Below are 18,560 nucleotides of genomic sequence, written 5' to 3'. Positions count from 1 at the left end.
TTGTTTTTTTGTATCTTTGATGAACTCGGAATGGGAAAATCAAAAAGAAGTAGTAATACCCTAATTTGATTTCGCCTATGAATCGTTCTTTACAACGTTTTACACTCAAATCTCTCTATAAAGGGTTAGGGATTTTTATATTCATTTTTTCCCAATGGGCATACGCGCAATGTCCTACGGTAAACAATACCTCACAATCTTTTTGTAATACAGAATCGCCCACAATTGCTAATTTAAATGCGATTAATAATGGGGGAGGGGTAGCATGGTTCAGTTCGACCACATCAACAACACCCTTTTCTCCCGGAGCAGGTTTGGTTAATGGCGCAACCTATTATGCCGATAATGCTGCTGGGAATTGTGGCACACGCCAACCTGTCACAGTAACCATTTACGCAGCACCCACGGGACAAAATTTTCAAGGGGTTTGTGTAGATAATCCACTTGAAGCAACTATTGCCAACTTGATTGCCAATGGAAATAATATTCGTTGGTATACAACTCCTTCAGGAGGCACGCCATTGCCAACGACTACCATATTAACAGACAACACCATTTATTATGCGAGTCAAACCAATCCTGATACGGGATGTGAGACTTCACGTTTGGCAGTTTTTGTTAATGTAGGTGTGGTTCCTGTTCCCATAGGTCCTACGATACAATCTTTTTGTCTTTCACCTGGAAATACGCCTACCGTAGCCAATTTACAAGCGAGTGGCATAAACAATTGGTATGCTACGGTTTCTTCGGCGGTTGTTTTAGACCCATCCACACCGCTGATTAATGGAGAAACTTATTACGCAACCACTGTTGACCCACCTTGCGAAAGTGTCAATCGTTTAGAAATAACCGTCCAATTATTATTACCTTCCGATGCCGGAACTGATGGGACATTAGCCTTATGTTCCAACGCATTGACCGTAAATCCCAATCGCAATTTGTTTTCAATATTAGGCGGGAGTCCACAAACGACGGGAACATGGAGCGGACCTCTACCTACCTCCAATGGTCATCTCGGAACGGTGAATATAAGTACATTAACTGCTGCTGGAAGTCCGTATGTTTTTACCTACACTGTTACCAATGCGGCTTGCCCGCCCGATACAGCGACCGTTACCATCACGGTTTCTAACCCTGTAAATGCTGGAAATGATGCGTCGCTAACGGTTTGTTCTAATAACCCTTCTGTTAATTTGTTTCCTTTGCTAGGAACATCTGCACAAGCAGGTGGTGTTTGGTCTCCTCCGTTAGAAAGCGGTACTGGAGTTTTTAATCCAGCACTAGATCCATCGGGAACGTATACCTACACCGTCACAGGTCCCAACCCCTGTGGTAATGACACGGCGATTGTTACGGTTGCCGTAAATACAGCTGCTAATGCTGGTACTTCAACCAATACAACCGTATGTGCTTTAGGTCCTTCCGTTAATCTTTTTACTATTCTTGGTGGAACGCCGCAATCGGGTGGTGTTTGGTCACCTGCATTGGCTAGTGGTACTGGAATTTTTAATCCTTTAGTGGATGCGCCTGGAATCTACACCTATACGGTTACAGGAATACCACCTTGTACTGATGCTTCTGCTAATGTTACAGTAACGTTGACACCTGGTATAACTCCCGTTTTTACGCAAGTTCCCCCAATTTGTCAAGGAGCAACATTAACGGCCTTGCCGACCACCTCCAACAATGGTATTACAGGAACTTGGTCACCGGCGTTAAATAATACGGCTACGACCACCTATACTTTTACGCCAAGCGCAGGACAGTGTGCGACCACGGCAACGATGACCATTACGGTGAATCCGAATATCGTGCCTACCTTCACGCAAGTCCCCCCCATTTGTCAAGGAGCAACACTAACGGCCTTACCGACCACGTCTAACAATGGCATCACAGGAACGTGGTCACCAGCTTTAAACAATACGGCTACGACCACCTATACTTTTACGCCAAGCGCAGGACAGTGTGCGACAACAGCAACGATGACCATTACGGTGAATCCGAATATCGTGCCTGCCTTCACGCAAGTTCCCCCAATTTGTCAGGGAGCAATACTAACGGCCTTGCCGACCACCTCCAACAATGGTATTACAGGAACTTGGTCACCGGCGTTAAATAATACGACTACGACCACCTATACCTTTACCCCAACAGCGGGACAGTGTGCGACCACGGCAACGATGACCATTACGGTGAATCCGAATATCGTTCCGACTTTCACACAAGTGCCCCCGATTTGTCAAGGAGCAACACTAACGGCCTTACCGACCACGTCTAACAATGGCATCACAGGAACGTGGTCACCAGCGTTAAACAATACGGCTACGACCACCTATACCTTTACGCCAAGCGCAGGACAGTGTGCGACCACGGCCACGATGACCATTACGGTAAATCCGAATATCGTGCCTACCTTCACGCAAGTGCCCCCGATTTGTCAGGGAGCAACACTAACGGCCTTACCGACTACCTCCAACAATGGCATCACAGGAACGTGGTCGCCGGCGTTAAACAATACGGCTACGACTACCTATACCTTTACGCCAAGTACAAGTTTGAATTGTGAAGTCGTTACAACAATGACAATTACAATTGTACCGCAACCCAACGCAGGAAATGACGGTACGCTAGTCTTGTGTTCGAATGCCACACCAACCGATTTATTTTTAAGTTTAGGAGGAACGCCTCAAGCAGGAGGAACGTGGACACCCGCTTTAGCTAGTGGCACGGGCTTGTTTAATCCTGCGGTGGATCCAACGGGAACCTATACCTACACCGTAGTAGGCGGCGCACCATGTGGAAGCGATACCGCCACGGTAAGCGTGAGCATTACTCCAGCACCCAATGCGGGAACGGATGGCGTAGCTACTTTTTGTGCGGATAGTGCTGCTGCGGATTTATTTACTTTCTTAGGAGGAACCCCTCAAGCAGGAGGAACTTGGTCTCCGGCTTTGGCCAGTGGGACAGGAGTTTTCAATCCAACGGTGGATTCAGCTGGGGTATATACCTATACTGTCACGGGTAACACGCCTTGTGCCAATGGAACGGCTTCGGCTACGGTAACGGTGAATCCGATTCCCAACGCAGGAAATGACGGTACGCTAGTCTTATGCTCCAATGCCACACCGACCGATTTATTTTTAAGTTTAGGAGGAACGCCTCAAGCAGGAGGAACGTGGACACCCGCTTTAGCTAGTGGCACGGGCTTCTTTAATCCTGCGGTGGATCCAGCGGGAACCTATACCTACACCGTAGTAGGCGGCGCACCATGTGGAAGCGATACCGCCACGGTAGTCATAACATTGACACCTGGGCCTAATGCAGGTGTAGATGCCACAGTGACGCTATGTTCCAATGCAACACCTATTGATTTATTTTTGAGTTTAGGGACTTCTGCGCAGTCTGGAGGAACTTGGTCTCCTCCGTTGGCTAGTGGAACGGGTGTTTTTAATCCAGCTTTTGATCCCGCAGGTTCTTATATTTATACTATAGCTGGAATAGGAACATGTAACCCCGATACAGCTACCCTAACGGTCAACTTAATAGCACCCCCTGATTTTGGTTTAGGAACCATAACAGCACCAAACGTATGTCAAAATTCGGCTATAATTGTTTCTATTAGCGGGGCGACAACCTTAGCTGATGGGAACTATACATTCACTTACTCGGTAACTAATGCGGATCCATCCACAGGGACCACAGCAACTGTAACAATAACGGGTGGAAATGGTCAATTTACCATACCAGCTTCGTATTTTCAAACATCGGGTAATGTGTCGATTTCTTTAACAGCAGTTACCGCATTGAACGGCAATTGTACTTCGACCATTTCAACAACTTCGACCACAATAACGGTACTTCCACAACCTACGTTAAGTAATGCTACTGTATTGGTTGCCTCGCTTTGCTTGGGCGAACAAGCTACGGTAACAATAACTGGTGCATCGGGCTTAACAAATAGCAATTATACTTTAGAATACCAACTTGCAGGAGCCAATACAGGAGTATTTACCAACACGGTAACCTTTAGCAATGGCGCAGCATCGTTTGTCATTCCAGCTAGTGATCTGGTGAATGAAGGAACAGTGAATCTAATTTTAACTTCAATCATCAGTCAAATCACAACTTGTGGTAACAGTACTTTAAATTTTACACCAGTTACTTTTGAAGTACAAAATCCGCAGCCTCCTGTATTGACAGGTTCTACTACATTTTGTAATGATAGCAATGCCACGCTTTCCGATTTGAGTGCTCAATTATCAGGGTCAGGAACTATTGTATGGTATAGTTCGGCTTCAGGAGGAACACCTTTGGATGCTTTGACGGTATTGCAGGATGGAATAACGTATTATGGTGCAGTTCAATCCAATGCAGGATGTGAAAGTACTCGTCTTGAGTTGACCGTTGTACTCGAGTCTTGTACCCCCGACGATATTATTATACCCGACGGATTTTCACCCAATACCGATGGGGTAAACGACGCGTTTATTATTCAGAATCTACTTGAACTGTATCCCAACTTTACAATTGAAATTTTCAATCGTTATGGCAACGTATTGTTTAAGGGGAATCGTTCAAATCCCCATTGGAATGGTCGTTCTGGCGAAGGTTCCGTGGGGGGTGGTTTAGCACCCGCTGGAGTTTATTTCTTTATTTTAGAATTTAATGATGGTGTCCGTGCTCCCCTACAAGGACGTCTTTATTTAAGCAGATAACATTCGCCTATGAAAGCTATTAGAATAAAATATATACTCATTGCGGTTTTACTCTTGTGTTTAACCCGAACGCGCGCGCAACAAGATCCGCAGTATACACAATACATGTACAACATGAGTGTGTTAAATCCTGCCTACGCTACCGATGATGCCGATGCCATTAATTTGGGTGGTTTGTACCGCGCTCAGTGGGTGGGTGCTGTGGGTGGACCTACAACAGGAACGTTTTTTGTGCATACGCCCTTAAAAAAACGGATTGAAGTGGGAATGTCCATCATGCATGATGAAATTGGCGATGTGGTCAAAGAAAGTAATGTCTTTGCCGATGTGGCTTATGTTTTACCTCTTGGTGAAAAACAAAAGTTATCCTTTGGAATTAAAGCGGGGGCTACTTTTTTTAGTACTAACTTCAATGGATTTGTGTTCACCGATAATTTACCCGATCAGGCTTTTGCTAATAACTTGAGTCGCACCTATCCTAACATTGGGGTGGGCACTTTTTATTTTGGTGAAAAATATTATGTAGGACTGTCGGCTCCCAATTTGTTACGCACCAAACATCTTGAAACACGGGATGGCTTAACGCGAACCGGAGTGGAGGAGATACATTACTTTCTTACGGGAGGCTATGTATTTGATTTGAACGATCAATTCAAGTTTAAACCCGCATTTATGACCAAAGCGGTCTCAGGATCACCGATTTCCTTGGATGTTACAGCAAATTTTTTGTACAATAACATGTTAGAAATGGGCGTAGGTTACCGTGTGGGAGATGCTGTAAGTGGGTTAGTAAATTTTCGTGTCACACAAAATCTACGTATTGGATACGCTTACGATTACACCTTATCCAATTTAAGTCGCTTTAATTCAGGTTCACATGAAATCATGGTTTTGTTTAACATCAGTAAATCCGGTAAAAATAGCGCCGGCAATGGCTATGATAAATCACCCCGTTTCTTTTAAAAGGATGGCTATGCGTATATTTTACCTCTTTTTGATATTGGGAACTTTCGGCGTTTCGGCCCAAAAGAAACCCTCCGTTAAGTTTGCCAATAAATTGTTTGCCAATAAAGCTTATGTTCAAGCGGCTTCGGTCTATGAAACACTCAAACCCAATCGTGTGATTTTATCCAACCTTGGCGATTGTTTTTATTACAATGCGCAAATGGATGCCGCGGTAAAAAATTATGGACAGTTGTTTTTTCAGTACAAAGATTCGGTCAAACCCGAGTATTATTTTCGCTATGCCCATGCCTTAAAAGGAATCAAAGACTACGAAAAGGCCGATAAAATTATGGGAGAGTATCTTAAGTATCCCGTTGACACCCAAAAATTCATCAATAATTTGAATACCATAGTTCCCTATGATTATGAGATTCAATTGATGACCAAAACCAATAATACGGGGGATTTCGGGATAGCGTATCGCGGCGATAAGGTAGTTTTTGCCTCGCTGCGAAGTACAGAACAACCCCTATTTAGTTGGAATGACAAGCCCTATTTGGATCTTTTTGAAGCTACGTTAAACGCAGAAAATCAATTGGAAAACATTCAACCCTTTCCAAAATCGATCAATACCAAGACACACGAAAGTAATGCTGTCTTTTCCACGGATGGGAAAATTATGTATTTCAGTAGAACCAATAGTAAACGCGTCAAAGTTGGCGATGAAAAGTTTGCATCCGTGAAGTTATTCCGTGCCGAATGGGTGGACAACGATTGGAAAAACATTACTGAATTGCCTTTTTGTAGCGACACATTTTCTACCCAGCATCCTTATCTATCGCCAAATGGAACTCAACTTTACTTTTCAAGCGACCGTCCAGGTGGTAAAGGCTCCTTCGATTTGTATGTAGTGGAAGTCCGTCCCGATGGCACTTTTGGGGAACCCCAAAATTTAGGCGATGTTATCAATACCGAACATTTAGAGCAATTTCCCTTTATCACCACCGATGGAACCCTATACTTTGCTTCCAACGGCCATGAAGGTATGGGCGGTTTGGATTTGTTTATGACCAAAAAATACCAAGATAACTATGCTAAACCCCTTAATTTGGGTCAAACCATCAACAGCGGATTAGATGATTTTGGTTTTGTGTTGAATGAAAAAACACAAGAAGGATTTTTCTCTTCCAACCGCAAAGGATATGACAATTTGTATAGCTTTAAGCGCAAAGACAACGAGCGTCGTTACTTAGTAGAAGGAGACGTTCGCGATAAGGTAACCAAGCAATTATTGCCAGGTACTCAGGTGAGTTTATATGATGAAAAAGAAGTATTGGTTGGGCAAATGATAGTAGGTTCAAACGCCGATTACTTTTTCAACACCAATCCCAACAAGACCTATCGTTTGGAGGCTATTCGAGACTTATATATTCCCCACAGTGAGCAATTTTCCACCAATGATGAAGGAAATGCGCGGTATTCCATCGAATTGGAAGTTGAATCTTATGACGATGCCGAAGATATTGTCGTGACAAAAAATGACGGGTATGTATATATCGAATTGGAAAACATTTATTTTGATTTGAATAAATGGAATATCAAACCCGAGGCGGCTAAAATACTCGATGTACTGGTTGGATTGTTGAAAAAGTATCCGCGTATGGAAATTCAAATTGGGGCACATACCGATTCCCGGGCATCAGAAACCTATAACTTGATGCTTTCCAATAACCGTGCTTCTTCTACATTAGAGTATATTGTCAACCAAGGAATCGACCGTTCACGTTTGCGTCATAAAGGTTTTGGAGAAAGCACTCCACTAGTCAATTGTGGGGATAAATGTACTGAGGCGGAACATTCTATCAACCGACGTTGTGAATTCAGGATCTTGAGATAAAAAAAATTCGGCTCTGAGCCGAATTTTTTTTGCAATAAACTTTTAGAACAAGGTAGGGTAGCGATTGGGATTGGCTTCGTGCATCATCGCATATACTTTTTCGAAGATATCTTCTACCGAGGGTTTTGAAAAATAATCGCCGTCAGTTCCATACGCAGGGCGGTGCGCTTTGGCGGTTAGGGTTTCAGGGGCACTGTCCAAATAGGTATATGCCTTTTGTACTTCTACAATTTGCTGTAAAATAAAAGCACTGGCTCCACCCGGAACATCCTCGTCAATCACCAAAAGACGGTTGGTTTTGGCAATACTTTTTACAATATCATGCGCCAAATCAAAGGGTAATAACGACTGTATGTCAATAATTTCAGCATTGATGCCCACCGCTTCCAGTTCGTTGGCCGCTTGTTCCACCAAACGCAAGGTTGAACCATAGGAAACCAAAGTAATATCGGATCCCTCTTTTAAGGTTTCCACAACGCCTAGCGGGGTTTTGAAATCACCTAAATTGGTAGGCATTTTTTCTTTCAAACGGTAACCATTTAAACACTCTACCACCAAAGCGGGTTCATCTTTTTCCAATAAAGCATTGTAAAAACCAGCAGCTTTGGTCATGTTTCGTGGGACTAATACATGGATTCCTCGAACCGCATTAATAATCATACCCATTGGAGATCCAGAATGCCAAATGCCTTCCAAACGGTGTCCTCGGGTACGAATAATTACGGGTGCTTTTTGACGTCCTTGGGTTCGGTATTGCAAAGTTGCCAAGTCGTCACTCATTATTTGAATCGCATACAAAAGGTAATCCAAATACTGAATTTCAGCAATGGGACGCAAGCCACGCATCGCCATGCCAATGCCTTGACCCAAAATGGTAGCTTCACGGATCCCCACATCGGCTACACGTTGTTCCCCATATTTAATTTGCATGCCTTCCAATCCTTGGTTGACATCGCCGATATTTCCAGAATCTTCCCCAAAAATCAATGTGTTGGGATGTTTGGTAAATAAGGCATCAAAGTTATCCCGTAACACCAAACGCGCATCCACTAGTTCGGAGGAGACGTCAAATTGAGGTACTACTTCCTGTATCGTTGCGATATTGTTCTCCGATTCAGAAAATAAATGGGAACTGTATTTGGGTTGGATTCTAGCCGTATACGATTGAATCCATTGCGCTAAAGTAGCTTGTCCTGACTCACCGATGAGTAATCGTACTACCTTACGCGCTGTACTTAAAATATCTTTTCGAATCGGCTCTTTAATAGCTGCCAAATCGCTACTGTATTTTTCGATAAAAACTTTTTGATTGCTGCCTTGGGCCAAGTCATTCAAAAGTGAACACAATTCGTTTTGCTCCGCTTTAAAAGGAGCAATAAACGCATTCCATGCCGCTTTTTTTCCTTCCAAAATTTCCTTTTTACATGAAGAATCTAGCGCATCTAAGTCCGTTTCAGTAGCCAGATTGTTGTCAATCAACCACTGTCGCATTTGCGCCAAACAATCGTATTCCGCTTCCCATGCCAAACGGGTTTCGTCTTTGTAGCGTTCGTGACTTCCCGAGGTAGAATGGCCTTGCGGTTGTGTCAATTCACGTACATGGATAAGCACGGGAACATGCGATTCGCGGGCGATAGTCGAGGCTTTTTGATAGGTTTCGACCAAAGCAGGATAGTCCCACCCCATGACAGTGAAAATTTCAAAACCATTTTGATTTTCATCCCTTTGGAAACCAGCCAATAAAGCCGAAATGTTCTCCTTGGTAGTTTGATGACGGGCGTGAACCGAAATCCCGTATTCATCATCCCAGACACTCATGACCATCGGAACTTGAAGTACTCCCGCTGCATTCATCGTTTCAAAAAACAAACCTTCCGAGGTTGAGGCATTACCAATCGTTCCCCAAGCGACTTCCTTTCCTTCTTTGGAAAAAAGTCGGGTATCCATTCCCGATACATGACGGTAAATTTTGGAGGCTTGTGCTAAACCTAACAAACGAGGCATTTGTCCCGCTGTGGGGGAAATATCTGAACTGGAATTCTTTTGTGCTGTCAAATCATTCCACTGCCCTTTTTCATCCAACGAATGGGTAGCAAAATGTCCTCCCATTTGTCGGCCTGCGCTCATCGGATCGTGTTGCAAATCGGTGTGCCCGTATAAACCGGCAAAAAATTGCTCAATGGTAAGCGCACCAATGGCCATCATAAAGGTTTGATCGCGGTAATAGCCCGAACGGAAATCCCCATTTTGAAAGGCTTTGGCCATCGCCAATTGCGGCACTTCTTTTCCATCACCGAAAATGCCAAACTTCGCCTTACCCGTAAGAACTTCTTTGCGTCCCAAAAGACTGCATTCGCGACTGATACGTGCAATCTTATAATCGTTAAGTACTTCTGCTTTGAAATCTTCAAAACTGATGGCAGTATTGGTTTGTGCTGTCGTCATAGCGTTCAAGTAAACATCAAAAAAACAAAATTAACTAAAAAAAAGATTGGTTGGTATTGTGCGATATAATTTAGTTTTGAACAATCTCTAATTTAACCCCGTTTTTTTACGAAATAATTTCATTTTAAACATTAAACAGCATAATTCAGTGCGATAAATAAATAAAAAATAGCAATTAAAACCATTTTCGTGTAAAAAGTCCAACCAAAGAACGCGGATCAATAGTAAACACAAAGCGAATCTGTTCATGGTAATTGGGTCGACCAAAATCCCAACCCATACTGGAGTAGATGGGAAAATAAAATTCCAAATAATCGGTGATCAAATTAAAGCGAATTCCCGAATCCATACGGAATACGGCTTCTTGTCCATGGTCTTTCAATACCCCAAAATCAGCATAAGCCTCAATCCAATTCCAAATACTACCACTTAAATTGGTGCTCACCAACCATTCGTTGGCCAATTGGTTGGCAAACCGCGACTTAAAGCCTCCTTCAGCGGTGATAAATTGTTGACGGAAAATACCCGTGCTTTCTGATCGCCCTAAAAAGGGATAATCAAACAAATAGTCCGTAGGTCGCTCTAAAGCAAAACTAAAGAAGTCTTTGGTGTCATTATTACGCAAAAAGATGCCGCCAAAAAAACGAATGTTCACCTGTCGGTTGTTTTGAAATAAGTGGCGGTACACCACTTCTGCTGAGGTTTTGGAAAACTGGGAGGCAATTTGAAAATTTGCACTGTAGGAAAACGTATGTGTAATGGTCATATCGGTATTAGTATAACGAAAATCCGTTACCGAATACCGGTTTTCTCCAGGAGTTTGCACAAATAAACTGGGTTCCCGATTAACATACACATTGCGAAAATTAATAATCTGAATGTGGTTTTTACGATAGTCTTTTTCGCGAATACGCATCTGAACAAACGGCGTGAGCTTTTGATACGTAGCATCTGGGGCATACCGAAAATGACTACCTCCAACACCGTATTTGATGGAAAACAAATTGGAATTTCGTAAAAACTGGTTAAACGTGATGTTGGCACTCCCCGAAAGCGACGACGAATTGGTCGAGAAAGATGGAATCACATCAAAGTTGATGGGTTTGTCCAAAACGGTTCGGTTGTTTAAACTCAATCCTAAGATCACTCCATCGTAGTAATTAAATCCCATGACGGGTAAGTACATGATTTGGTTGTAATTGGGATCCTCCAAATCTTTCAAAAAACGAAACTTCAACGGTCGATTACTAATAAAAAACGACTTTAAAGATTTCCAATTGTTTCGTTGGTTGAACTCAGGAACGGTATTTTCGTAATTCAAAACCAATTTATCCGCTTCTTTTCGGGGTATGGTAAACACTTGATTTTGATTTTGTGGCTCCAGCCACGTTTTAAACACCACTTCCTTTTTCTTGATGCCGTAAATCGGAATCGGCACTTCGACACCAGTTCGGTTCTTTAATTGAAAGGTAACACTATCTTTGGTTTTGGAGAGCAGGTCTAGTTTGTAATCAATAATCTTTCTGGATTGAATTATATGGTCAAAAAACCAATGGACGTCTTTTTCTGTTTTTTGGGCTACGATTTGTTTAAAATCGGCGGTAGAAGCGGGTTGAACTAGCGCTTGTTTTAAAAACTGGTCCAAGGCTTCCCCAAGTTGGTCTTTACCAATATACTCCGAAAGGTAACGAAAACTCAATCCTGCGCGGTATTTAGAGGCAATTTTTTCATTAAATCTTAACAGCTTATCCTTTGAATCCCCCAAGGGCTGGTCCAAATTCTTTCGCGCCATCAGCATATAGAAATAACTGTATTGCTCATTGAAATCCAAAGAGAGCAAACGATATCCTTTCAATAAATTAATTTTCCCCAAAGCGCCCATCATTTTCATTTCAGGATAATGCTCATCGATGTATTGCATCATGATGTAAATTTGAATCGCATCAAAAAGCCAATTATCTTGGCGAGGATCAATCAATAAGGTCGTCTTTAATCGGTTATATATATAGGTTTTAAGAAACTTTAATTCAAATACAAAGTCATCCGGAAACGGGCGAATAAAATTGGGCAATTGATTCAACCCGTAAAATGGATTCCGATCATAGTCGTCTTGAGTAACGGTTGTTTTTGGGAGTGGATTGTTGCCGAGAAATGCCGTGACGTAATTCTCAATTTTCTCAATCAAGATGGCTTTCTGCACCGAATTAATACGTTTTTCCTGCAAATTTGTGACGATACTGCCGCGTTCGTTGTTGAAACTCTGGAAGTCGTTTATACGGGAGAGGTACAAATGCACCTGAATTCTGTTCTTTCCTACAAAGCGATAGGCTGTATCGGTTTGCGCTACCAAAGTCAAGTCGCTGACAACCTGAAATCCAGCGGGACGGATGAGCAGTTCTACTTCCATCGGGGCATTGGTAGCATCATCAATATTTAAATTGCTATACTTCAAAAAATCGCCATTTTCCCAACGTGCCGGGGTCAGTATCCATTGGTCCAATATGACTTCGTTGTCCGAATTAAAGCCAATACCCGTAAATCGCTGGTCAGGAAGTTTTAAATGATAAGAGAGCGTTAAAGTGGTAGTGGCAAGGGGTGCCAAAGGTTCACGCAAAGGAATGGCAATCAAATCGGGATGATTCGGCAAACGCGACCAATCCAACAGCGTTTTTTGGTCATCGATCACCGAAAGTCCATGGGTAGCTCCACGCTCTTTGGCCGTAGCAACGTGAAAACTACGTACAAATTCATCGGCAAAACGTTCGGCCAACGGTGTATTTCGGTCCGAATACGCATGAATCCAATCGTTGAGTACCAACACCGACAAGGTTGTTCCTGTTGTATTGTGAAAAGTGAGTTCTTGATAAACATTTAAGGTTTGTTTCTCAGGAAGGTAATCCACGGTGAGTTTCGTTTGGTGTTGCGCCAAAACGCTTGCAGAAAATCCGCAGAAAAAAAGGCCTAACCACCAAAAAAAAACGTTATTCATACGAGGCAATTTGGGAAATACGAGTATCAATTCACGATTGGGTACCCTACCAACCAAAGATATAGAATTCGTTGCAATACCATGTAAAAGGTTGCTTTTTTGTATGTAAAACGCATCAACTTAGTACTTCATTTCATTTTTCAAATAAAAAACGCCCACGATACTATTCATCTGGGCATGAGAAGGAAACCGAATGGAATTAGAAATTTGGACTTAAATTGTATTTTTTGTAGAATGTATCCAAGGCCTCGACGACTTCATCTTCATTGTCAACCACCTGAATCAATTTCATATCTTCGGGGTTGGCATTGTGGTATTTTTCAATAATCACCGTTTTAATCCAATCCAAAAGTCCCGACCAGAATTCAGAACCCACCAAAATGATAGGGAATTTCCCAATTTTCTTCGTCTGAATTAAGGTCAATGCTTCAAAAAGTTCGTCCAACGTTCCAAATCCACCAGGCATGACCACAAAACCTTGCGAATATTTTACAAACATTACTTTGCGCACAAAGAAATAATCAAAGTTTAGGTTTTTGTCTTTATCAATATACGGATTAAAATGCTGCTCAAACGGTAACTCAATATTCAATCCTACCGAGGTACCTCCGCCTTGGTGTGCCCCCTTATTTCCGGCCTCCATAATTCCAGGACCACCACCCGTAATTACTCCATAGCCGGCTTTACTTATTTTGTAAGCAATACGCTCAGCAAGTTGGTAGTATTTATGATCGGGTTTGGTTCGCGCGGATCCAAAAATAGAAACACAAGGACCAATTCGAGCCATCGTTTCATAGCCGTTTACAAATTCGGACATGATTTTAAAAATTGCCCAAGAATCGTTGGTGCGAATCTCGTTCCAGGTTTTTTGCTTCAATTTATCCTGGATACGCTCTTCTTCGTTTTGATAATCTTCAAATGCCATAACACATCAATTTTTACTGTTTTTTAGGGAGCTATTTCCGGCTTTCGCCAGTCGCTTCCCTCCGGGCGAGCTCCAACAATGGCTCTATCCGGGCTAGAAAAGCGTGCTAAGATACAATATATTTTACATGGGAATCGATAAGAAAAACATAAAAAAAGCCGGTTTTCAAACCGGCTTGCTTTTGCTTTAAAAGATTAGAATCTCATAAATTTTCTTTCGAATCTGATAATCATCCAACGGATCATGTTCCGAAACTTGGTTTTGTAACGTCGAGAATACAGTTTGAAATTGTTCCAACTGATTCATGTATAATCCCTCATTGGCTGTAAAATCTAGTTGCCACCAAAGGAATTCCAACAAATCAGTAGTACACCCAAACGTCTCTATAGCCGTTGCGATAGATTTAAAAATCTCAAGAAAATAGTTCGCATCATTTTCCTCAAAAGGGTCTAAAACGATGAATAACACGTAGCGATTTAAATTTTTGTAATCGCCGGCTTTCAGGTCATGAATCAATTCGCGGAAATAGGTTTTCTTAATTTTCTCCCGATTTTGACTGAACATGTTGTACAAATGTACATTCATTTCGGGGAAAGGGGTGTAGTGCACCGGATCCATTTTCTCCAGGAAATCCTGGGCTTTCACAATGAAATTTTGGTTAATTTCAAAATCCTTGTAAGTCATACGCTATTAAATTGGGGCTTAATAATATCAAAGTTAAGAAATGTTTTACAATTGTAAAACACTTTACAGTACATATTTTTCCTACTTTTAATAAGTTTTTTTCCTTTGGTGTAAAGGAAAAATCCTATTTACATCTTGGAAAAACTCCCAATCATCTGCGAGTAGGTCTTTACATATTGATATTCAATCACTTACATTTTTTATTTTATTTTGGTAACTTCTTTATAACTTTTTGATTGGCGCTTTTCTACCATGAAAGCACGTTATATTTTTGAAAAAAGAAAAAAAACGTGAAATAATGGGTGCATTTGTCATTAGTAAACGGGTAAACGGTGCCTATAAATTTATCTTCGCTTCTCGTAAAGGTAAGCCCATTTTTACGAGTCTAACTTGTAAACAAAAAAGCGATTGCGAAGAAATGATTCAGGCTTTTCAAACGCAATGGGAGCGATTTACCCTTACCCAAAGCAAAGCCTCAGGCGGAAAATTCATTTTTAGACTCACCAAAGACGGTCTGGTACTGGCTACCAGCCGGAAATATACCACGGAACGCTTGTTGCAAAAAGGAATAGAAGAAATCACGCGCTCTATTGCCATAGCCGAAGTATTGGATTTTTCAGATCAAGAAACGATTTTCCCTGATCCAGCAATGGTATTTGCCGAAGAGGAAAACTCATAAAGTGCTATTCGGCATACACTGATTTTTTCCCCGAAACGCTATAGGCCACTGCACAAGCTATCGCAGCCCCGGGAAGGACTTCGGGACCAAAAAGTTCGGCCGCCATAATGATACAAGCCACGGGTGTGTGCGTGGCACCTGCAAATACGGCTACCCAACCTACTGCGGCCCATAATCCTGGGGGATAGGGAAAAACTTGCGTTAAAGCACTGCCCATCGTAGCTCCTATGAAAAAAAATGGGGTAACTTCCCCTCCTTTAAAACCTACCCCAAGCAACAAAGCGGTAAGCACCAATTTCCAAAACGCATCCTCCCAAGAGAGGGTTTTTAAAAATGCTTCTTCGATAACAGGTAAACCCAATCCTAAATAGCGATCGGTGTGAAGCAAACTGACCGTAATCACGAAAAGAACTCCTCCCCAAAACAAACGTAAGGGCGGTAAAGGAATACATGTGGTGGCTACTTTTCGAACGCCCAATTGCAGCAGCACAAAACTTCGAGCAAGGAGTCCAAACAATACTCCCGACACCAACATCCAACCGATATAGGCTACAGTGAATTTAGGGATTTGGAGCGTTGGAAACGTACCGTGTGAAATTCCCCAAGCAGTGCAAACCGTATCTGACAAAAGTGCCGTAATACAAGCCGTGACGATTGCTTCCCAGCAAAATGGTTGTTTCCGATTCCATTCCAAGGCAAAAACCAACCCCGCCCAAGGCGTTCCAAAAACAGCTCCAAATCCTCCCGCGATTGCCGCGGTCAATGCGATACGATACTGTTTATCAGTAAAATTGAAAGAACGAGTGATTGGCCGTACCATCGCCGCAGCCATTTGCAACGCAGTACCCTCCCGCCCGACAGAAGCCCCAAATAAATGGGCGACAAGCGTACTTCCCAAAACCATGGGACCCATGCGCATCGGAATAGGAGTTTGGGCATCCACTAGCGACGAACGAATCACGGAATTACCCAAGTTGGCTTGTTTTCCCCAACGGTGGTAGAGATACCCCATTCCCAAGCCCGCAAAGGGCAACCCGAATATTAGATTGAAATGGGCCATTCGCATATGGGTCACTTCCTCCAAAGCCCAAAGAAAAAAAGCAGCACTACTCCCAATAGGGATACTCAACAGCACACCGATTCCGATTACAAAGCCTAGGAATTGTAGCGCTGAAAAAAGTGAAGGGTTAAAGTGTCGTGTTGTTTTTCGTTTGGAGAATCTCATTGGAATCGAACAGCTTATCTCGTCGTAAAAACTATAATTGATTTAATTACGAAAAATAGTCTATCCACAAAAGTAAGGATTTCTATCCTCAAGAACTCAAATTCCAATTTTATGGAATGGGAATCAAGCTCCCGCGGTAAATGCAATCGGCTTGGTGTTGATCGCCCAAGACAAATCGAAAGGTGCCGTTGTCAGCGCCCGTGAGATTAAACGATGGGGTGTACCCTTTCAGCATTTCGCTCTCCAAAGCCGTAGGTTCGGCAGGTTGGGTGTAGCCAATAATGATAAAAGAATCGGCATCAATCCACTTCAACAGATAGGTATGGGTTTGGTAATCATCTTCTTGTGGGTTGAGGAATGAAACCGTTACTCCCAATTCTTGATAAAATCCTTTTTCTTTGGCGATAAAAAAGCCAAGGTGATTGACGTTGGGCGTCCAGTCTAAGGCAATTTTTAATGTATCCATGCTGTGTAAGTGAGAAATTTTATGGTTTGCACCCAAAGATACAAGGGAAAGAATAACGTGCGGCGACTTTAACGAATGTTTAAAAATTAAGGTAATTACAATTCGTTGCAGCGGTCTATTTTATAAAAAAAGAAATTCTTAGCTGCTATTCACGAACTAGTTGTGCCCATTCGTAAAGGCCCAACATAATTACCCACAATGCCATAAATAAGGTCATAAAAGGGTTGCGAACATGTTGCAAAAAGATAAGCAACAACAACGCCAGTCCAGAGACCACAGACAAGGTACCTGTGATGAGGCGAATTACCGTATTGGGAGGAATACTGCGAATGTCGGCATAGCCACTGTAGCCCAATAATAAACCGTAGAGTACCAAAAGACCATTGGCCATCAAGGTAAAATGATCCCGAAAAATTCCCAACGACCACATACTAATGAATCCGCCAATACCCGCAATGGCCAACATAAATTTGGAAAGAATCCAGAATAAATGGGTTTTTAGAAAGAAGTGCTTCATGGCAGAAATTTAAATTACAATCTAGAAATACAAAAATTTTAATCCTCCGCAAAAATAGAAGGAATATTGCAAACATCAAAAAAACCACACAAAGTAGTAGCTTTCTTCTTAATTTTTTTTAAAATTAATTCTGAACGTTAAGGCAACTGACGCAGCGCTTCTACAAATAGTGCCTGTTGATCGATAAACACCGCATGGCCACAGCGCTCCCAGGTTTTAAAATGCCCTTGCGGAAGCAGTGCTTCTAGGGTTTGCCGTTGGGTTTTGGGGTACAATCGGTCATTTTCGCCATAAAACCCGAAAACGGGTACTTTTTTTTGAAGTACTTGCTCAATTAAATCATATAATTTCAATTGGGTATAGGCATCATTTTGGTGAAATCCCAACGGGGCTTGTTCGGTCATGGTATTGCCCCAACGTTTGAATTCGGGATGTTCCAACAGGGCAGCATACCGTTGTTGGGCTTCGGGAGTGGGGTTGGGCGTTGTATAGAATCCGTTGCGCATCGCATGTAGGAAACAATAGGAGGCAAACAGCATCGAATGCGGGTCCATTTCTTGTAAAAGTCCTACATACTTTAAGTTGACCAAATCTACTTTGGTTTCATATATCGTTTTGCATTGCGCAATAATGTGTTGAAAGGATTCCTGTAAATCGAGGGGAGCGCTGATTAAAACTACGGAGTGTACCTTTTCGGGATGGGTGCGGGCGAACTTCAGGGCGAGGATTCCTCCGAAGCTGTGCCCTAGTAAATGCACTTTAGTAATGGCATATTTTTCGAGCACCCCTTGGATATCGGCAGCGGCTTCGGCCAAGGAGAATTCAGCATTGGGATCCACACTTCGTCCTTCGCCACGTCGGTCATACACAATAACATAGTATCCTTGTTCGGCTAAGATGGGCGCTGTCGATAGTTCAAAACTCGCGGCATTGTACCCAGGGCCACCATGCAGAAAAAGTAACGCCGGGTGCTGCGGATTCCCAAAGGCTTTGGAGTAAAGGGTTTGGGCATCCAATTTAGGTGTTATACACAATAACAATAAAAGAAAGCGTATGTTCATGCGATTCAATAA

The 18,560-nt window shown here is 42.5% G+C and carries 12 protein-coding genes; 4 read left to right on the top strand and 8 right to left on the bottom strand.

All coding sequences use genetic code 11. The features are described 5' to 3' along the window. Nucleotides 1–77: 77 nt before the first annotated feature. From Q0037_RS02000 to Q0037_RS01990, 3 genes are read left to right on the top strand one after another with little or no spacing between them, the layout of a single operon-like run. A complete protein-coding gene (locus Q0037_RS02000; RefSeq protein WP_297514654.1) occupies nucleotides 78–4,715 on the top strand; it encodes a gliding motility-associated C-terminal domain-containing protein in 4,638 nt (1,545 codons plus the stop codon). A gap of 9 nt (nucleotides 4,716–4,724) precedes the next feature. Then, on the top strand, nucleotides 4,725–5,678 hold the full coding sequence (locus tag Q0037_RS01995) for a type IX secretion system membrane protein PorP/SprF (protein WP_297514651.1): 954 nt from the start codon (nucleotides 4,725–4,727) through the stop codon (nucleotides 5,676–5,678). A 10-nt stretch (nucleotides 5,679–5,688) separates the two neighbouring features. Next, nucleotides 5,689–7,557, top strand: coding sequence for an OmpA family protein (locus tag Q0037_RS01990; protein WP_297514648.1), 1,869 nt, complete (start codon nucleotides 5,689–5,691; stop codon nucleotides 7,555–7,557). Nucleotides 7,558–7,599: 42 nt separating this feature from the next. Here the strand turns inward: Q0037_RS01990 and Q0037_RS01985 are convergent, their stop codons facing one another. From Q0037_RS01985 to Q0037_RS01970, 4 genes are all read right to left on the bottom strand, one after another. Beyond that, the gene (locus tag Q0037_RS01985) at nucleotides 7,600–10,002 is read right to left on the bottom strand and encodes a thiamine pyrophosphate-dependent enzyme (RefSeq protein ID WP_297514645.1); all 2,403 of its coding nucleotides are present in this window, start codon (nucleotides 10,000–10,002) and stop codon (nucleotides 7,600–7,602) included. A 175-nt stretch (nucleotides 10,003–10,177) separates the two neighbouring features. Beyond that, complete coding sequence (locus Q0037_RS01980; RefSeq protein WP_297514642.1) at nucleotides 10,178–12,991, bottom strand: aminopeptidase; 2,814 nt, start codon at nucleotides 12,989–12,991, stop codon at nucleotides 10,178–10,180. A gap of 199 nt (nucleotides 12,992–13,190) precedes the next feature. Continuing rightward, nucleotides 13,191–13,916, bottom strand: coding sequence for a TIGR00730 family Rossman fold protein (locus tag Q0037_RS01975; RefSeq protein WP_297514640.1), 726 nt, complete (start codon nucleotides 13,914–13,916; stop codon nucleotides 13,191–13,193). A 186-nt stretch (nucleotides 13,917–14,102) separates the two neighbouring features. Then, nucleotides 14,103–14,600, bottom strand: a complete 498-nt coding sequence (locus Q0037_RS01970) for a hypothetical protein (protein WP_297514637.1) — start codon at nucleotides 14,598–14,600, stop codon at nucleotides 14,103–14,105. Between the two features lie 298 nt (nucleotides 14,601–14,898). Between Q0037_RS01970 and Q0037_RS01965 the strand changes: the two genes are divergently transcribed. Continuing rightward, nucleotides 14,899–15,279 (top strand): YegP family protein, encoded by a 381-nt coding sequence (locus tag Q0037_RS01965; protein WP_297514634.1) that lies wholly within the window; start codon nucleotides 14,899–14,901, stop codon nucleotides 15,277–15,279. A gap of 4 nt (nucleotides 15,280–15,283) precedes the next feature. On the opposite strand, the gene Q0037_RS01960 is transcribed toward Q0037_RS01965, so the two are convergent. From Q0037_RS01960 to Q0037_RS01945, 4 genes are all read right to left on the bottom strand, one after another. Next, nucleotides 15,284–16,504, bottom strand: a complete 1,221-nt coding sequence (locus Q0037_RS01960) for a chloride channel protein (protein WP_297514631.1) — start codon at nucleotides 16,502–16,504, stop codon at nucleotides 15,284–15,286. A gap of 109 nt (nucleotides 16,505–16,613) precedes the next feature. Next, nucleotides 16,614–16,970, bottom strand: coding sequence for an ABC transporter substrate-binding protein (locus tag Q0037_RS01955; RefSeq protein WP_297514628.1), 357 nt, complete (start codon nucleotides 16,968–16,970; stop codon nucleotides 16,614–16,616). 145 nt (nucleotides 16,971–17,115) lie between these two features. Beyond that, nucleotides 17,116–17,487, bottom strand: coding sequence for a hypothetical protein (locus tag Q0037_RS01950; protein ID WP_297514625.1), 372 nt, complete (start codon nucleotides 17,485–17,487; stop codon nucleotides 17,116–17,118). Nucleotides 17,488–17,624: 137 nt separating this feature from the next. Further along, a complete protein-coding gene (locus Q0037_RS01945) occupies nucleotides 17,625–18,548 on the bottom strand; it encodes an alpha/beta hydrolase (RefSeq protein ID WP_297514623.1) in 924 nt (307 codons plus the stop codon). Nucleotides 18,549–18,560: the final 12 nt, after the last annotated feature.

The sequence above is a fragment of the Flavobacterium sp. genome, from assembly GCF_027482425.1.
GTDB lineage: Bacteria > Bacteroidota > Bacteroidia > Flavobacteriales > Flavobacteriaceae > Flavobacterium.
This window is presented reverse-complemented; position numbering and strand designations above follow the sequence as displayed.

What these genes read in the sequence shown, in the direction of transcription:
- Q0037_RS02000 (WP_297514654.1), top strand. Translation starts at nt 78, where the DNA reads ATGAATCGTTCTTTACAACGTTTTACACTCAAATCTCTCTATAAAGGG.
- Q0037_RS01995 (WP_297514651.1), top strand. Translation starts at nt 4,725, where the DNA reads ATGAAAGCTATTAGAATAAAATATATACTCATTGCGGTTTTACTCTTG.
- Q0037_RS01990 (WP_297514648.1), top strand. Translation starts at nt 5,689, where the DNA reads ATGCGTATATTTTACCTCTTTTTGATATTGGGAACTTTCGGCGTTTCG.
- Q0037_RS01985 (WP_297514645.1), bottom strand. Translation starts at nt 10,002, where the DNA reads ATGACGACAGCACAAACCAATACTGCCATCAGTTTTGAAGATTTCAAA.
- Q0037_RS01980 (WP_297514642.1), bottom strand. Translation starts at nt 12,991, where the DNA reads ATGAATAACGTTTTTTTTTGGTGGTTAGGCCTTTTTTTCTGCGGATTT.
- Q0037_RS01975 (WP_297514640.1), bottom strand. Translation starts at nt 13,916, where the DNA reads ATGGCATTTGAAGATTATCAAAACGAAGAAGAGCGTATCCAGGATAAA.
- Q0037_RS01970 (WP_297514637.1), bottom strand. Translation starts at nt 14,600, where the DNA reads ATGACTTACAAGGATTTTGAAATTAACCAAAATTTCATTGTGAAAGCC.
- Q0037_RS01965 (WP_297514634.1), top strand. Translation starts at nt 14,899, where the DNA reads ATGGGTGCATTTGTCATTAGTAAACGGGTAAACGGTGCCTATAAATTT.
- Q0037_RS01960 (WP_297514631.1), bottom strand. Translation starts at nt 16,504, where the DNA reads ATGAGATTCTCCAAACGAAAAACAACACGACACTTTAACCCTTCACTT.
- Q0037_RS01955 (WP_297514628.1), bottom strand. Translation starts at nt 16,970, where the DNA reads ATGGATACATTAAAAATTGCCTTAGACTGGACGCCCAACGTCAATCAC.
- Q0037_RS01950 (WP_297514625.1), bottom strand. Translation starts at nt 17,487, where the DNA reads ATGAAGCACTTCTTTCTAAAAACCCATTTATTCTGGATTCTTTCCAAA.
- Q0037_RS01945 (WP_297514623.1), bottom strand. Translation starts at nt 18,548, where the DNA reads ATGAACATACGCTTTCTTTTATTGTTATTGTGTATAACACCTAAATTG.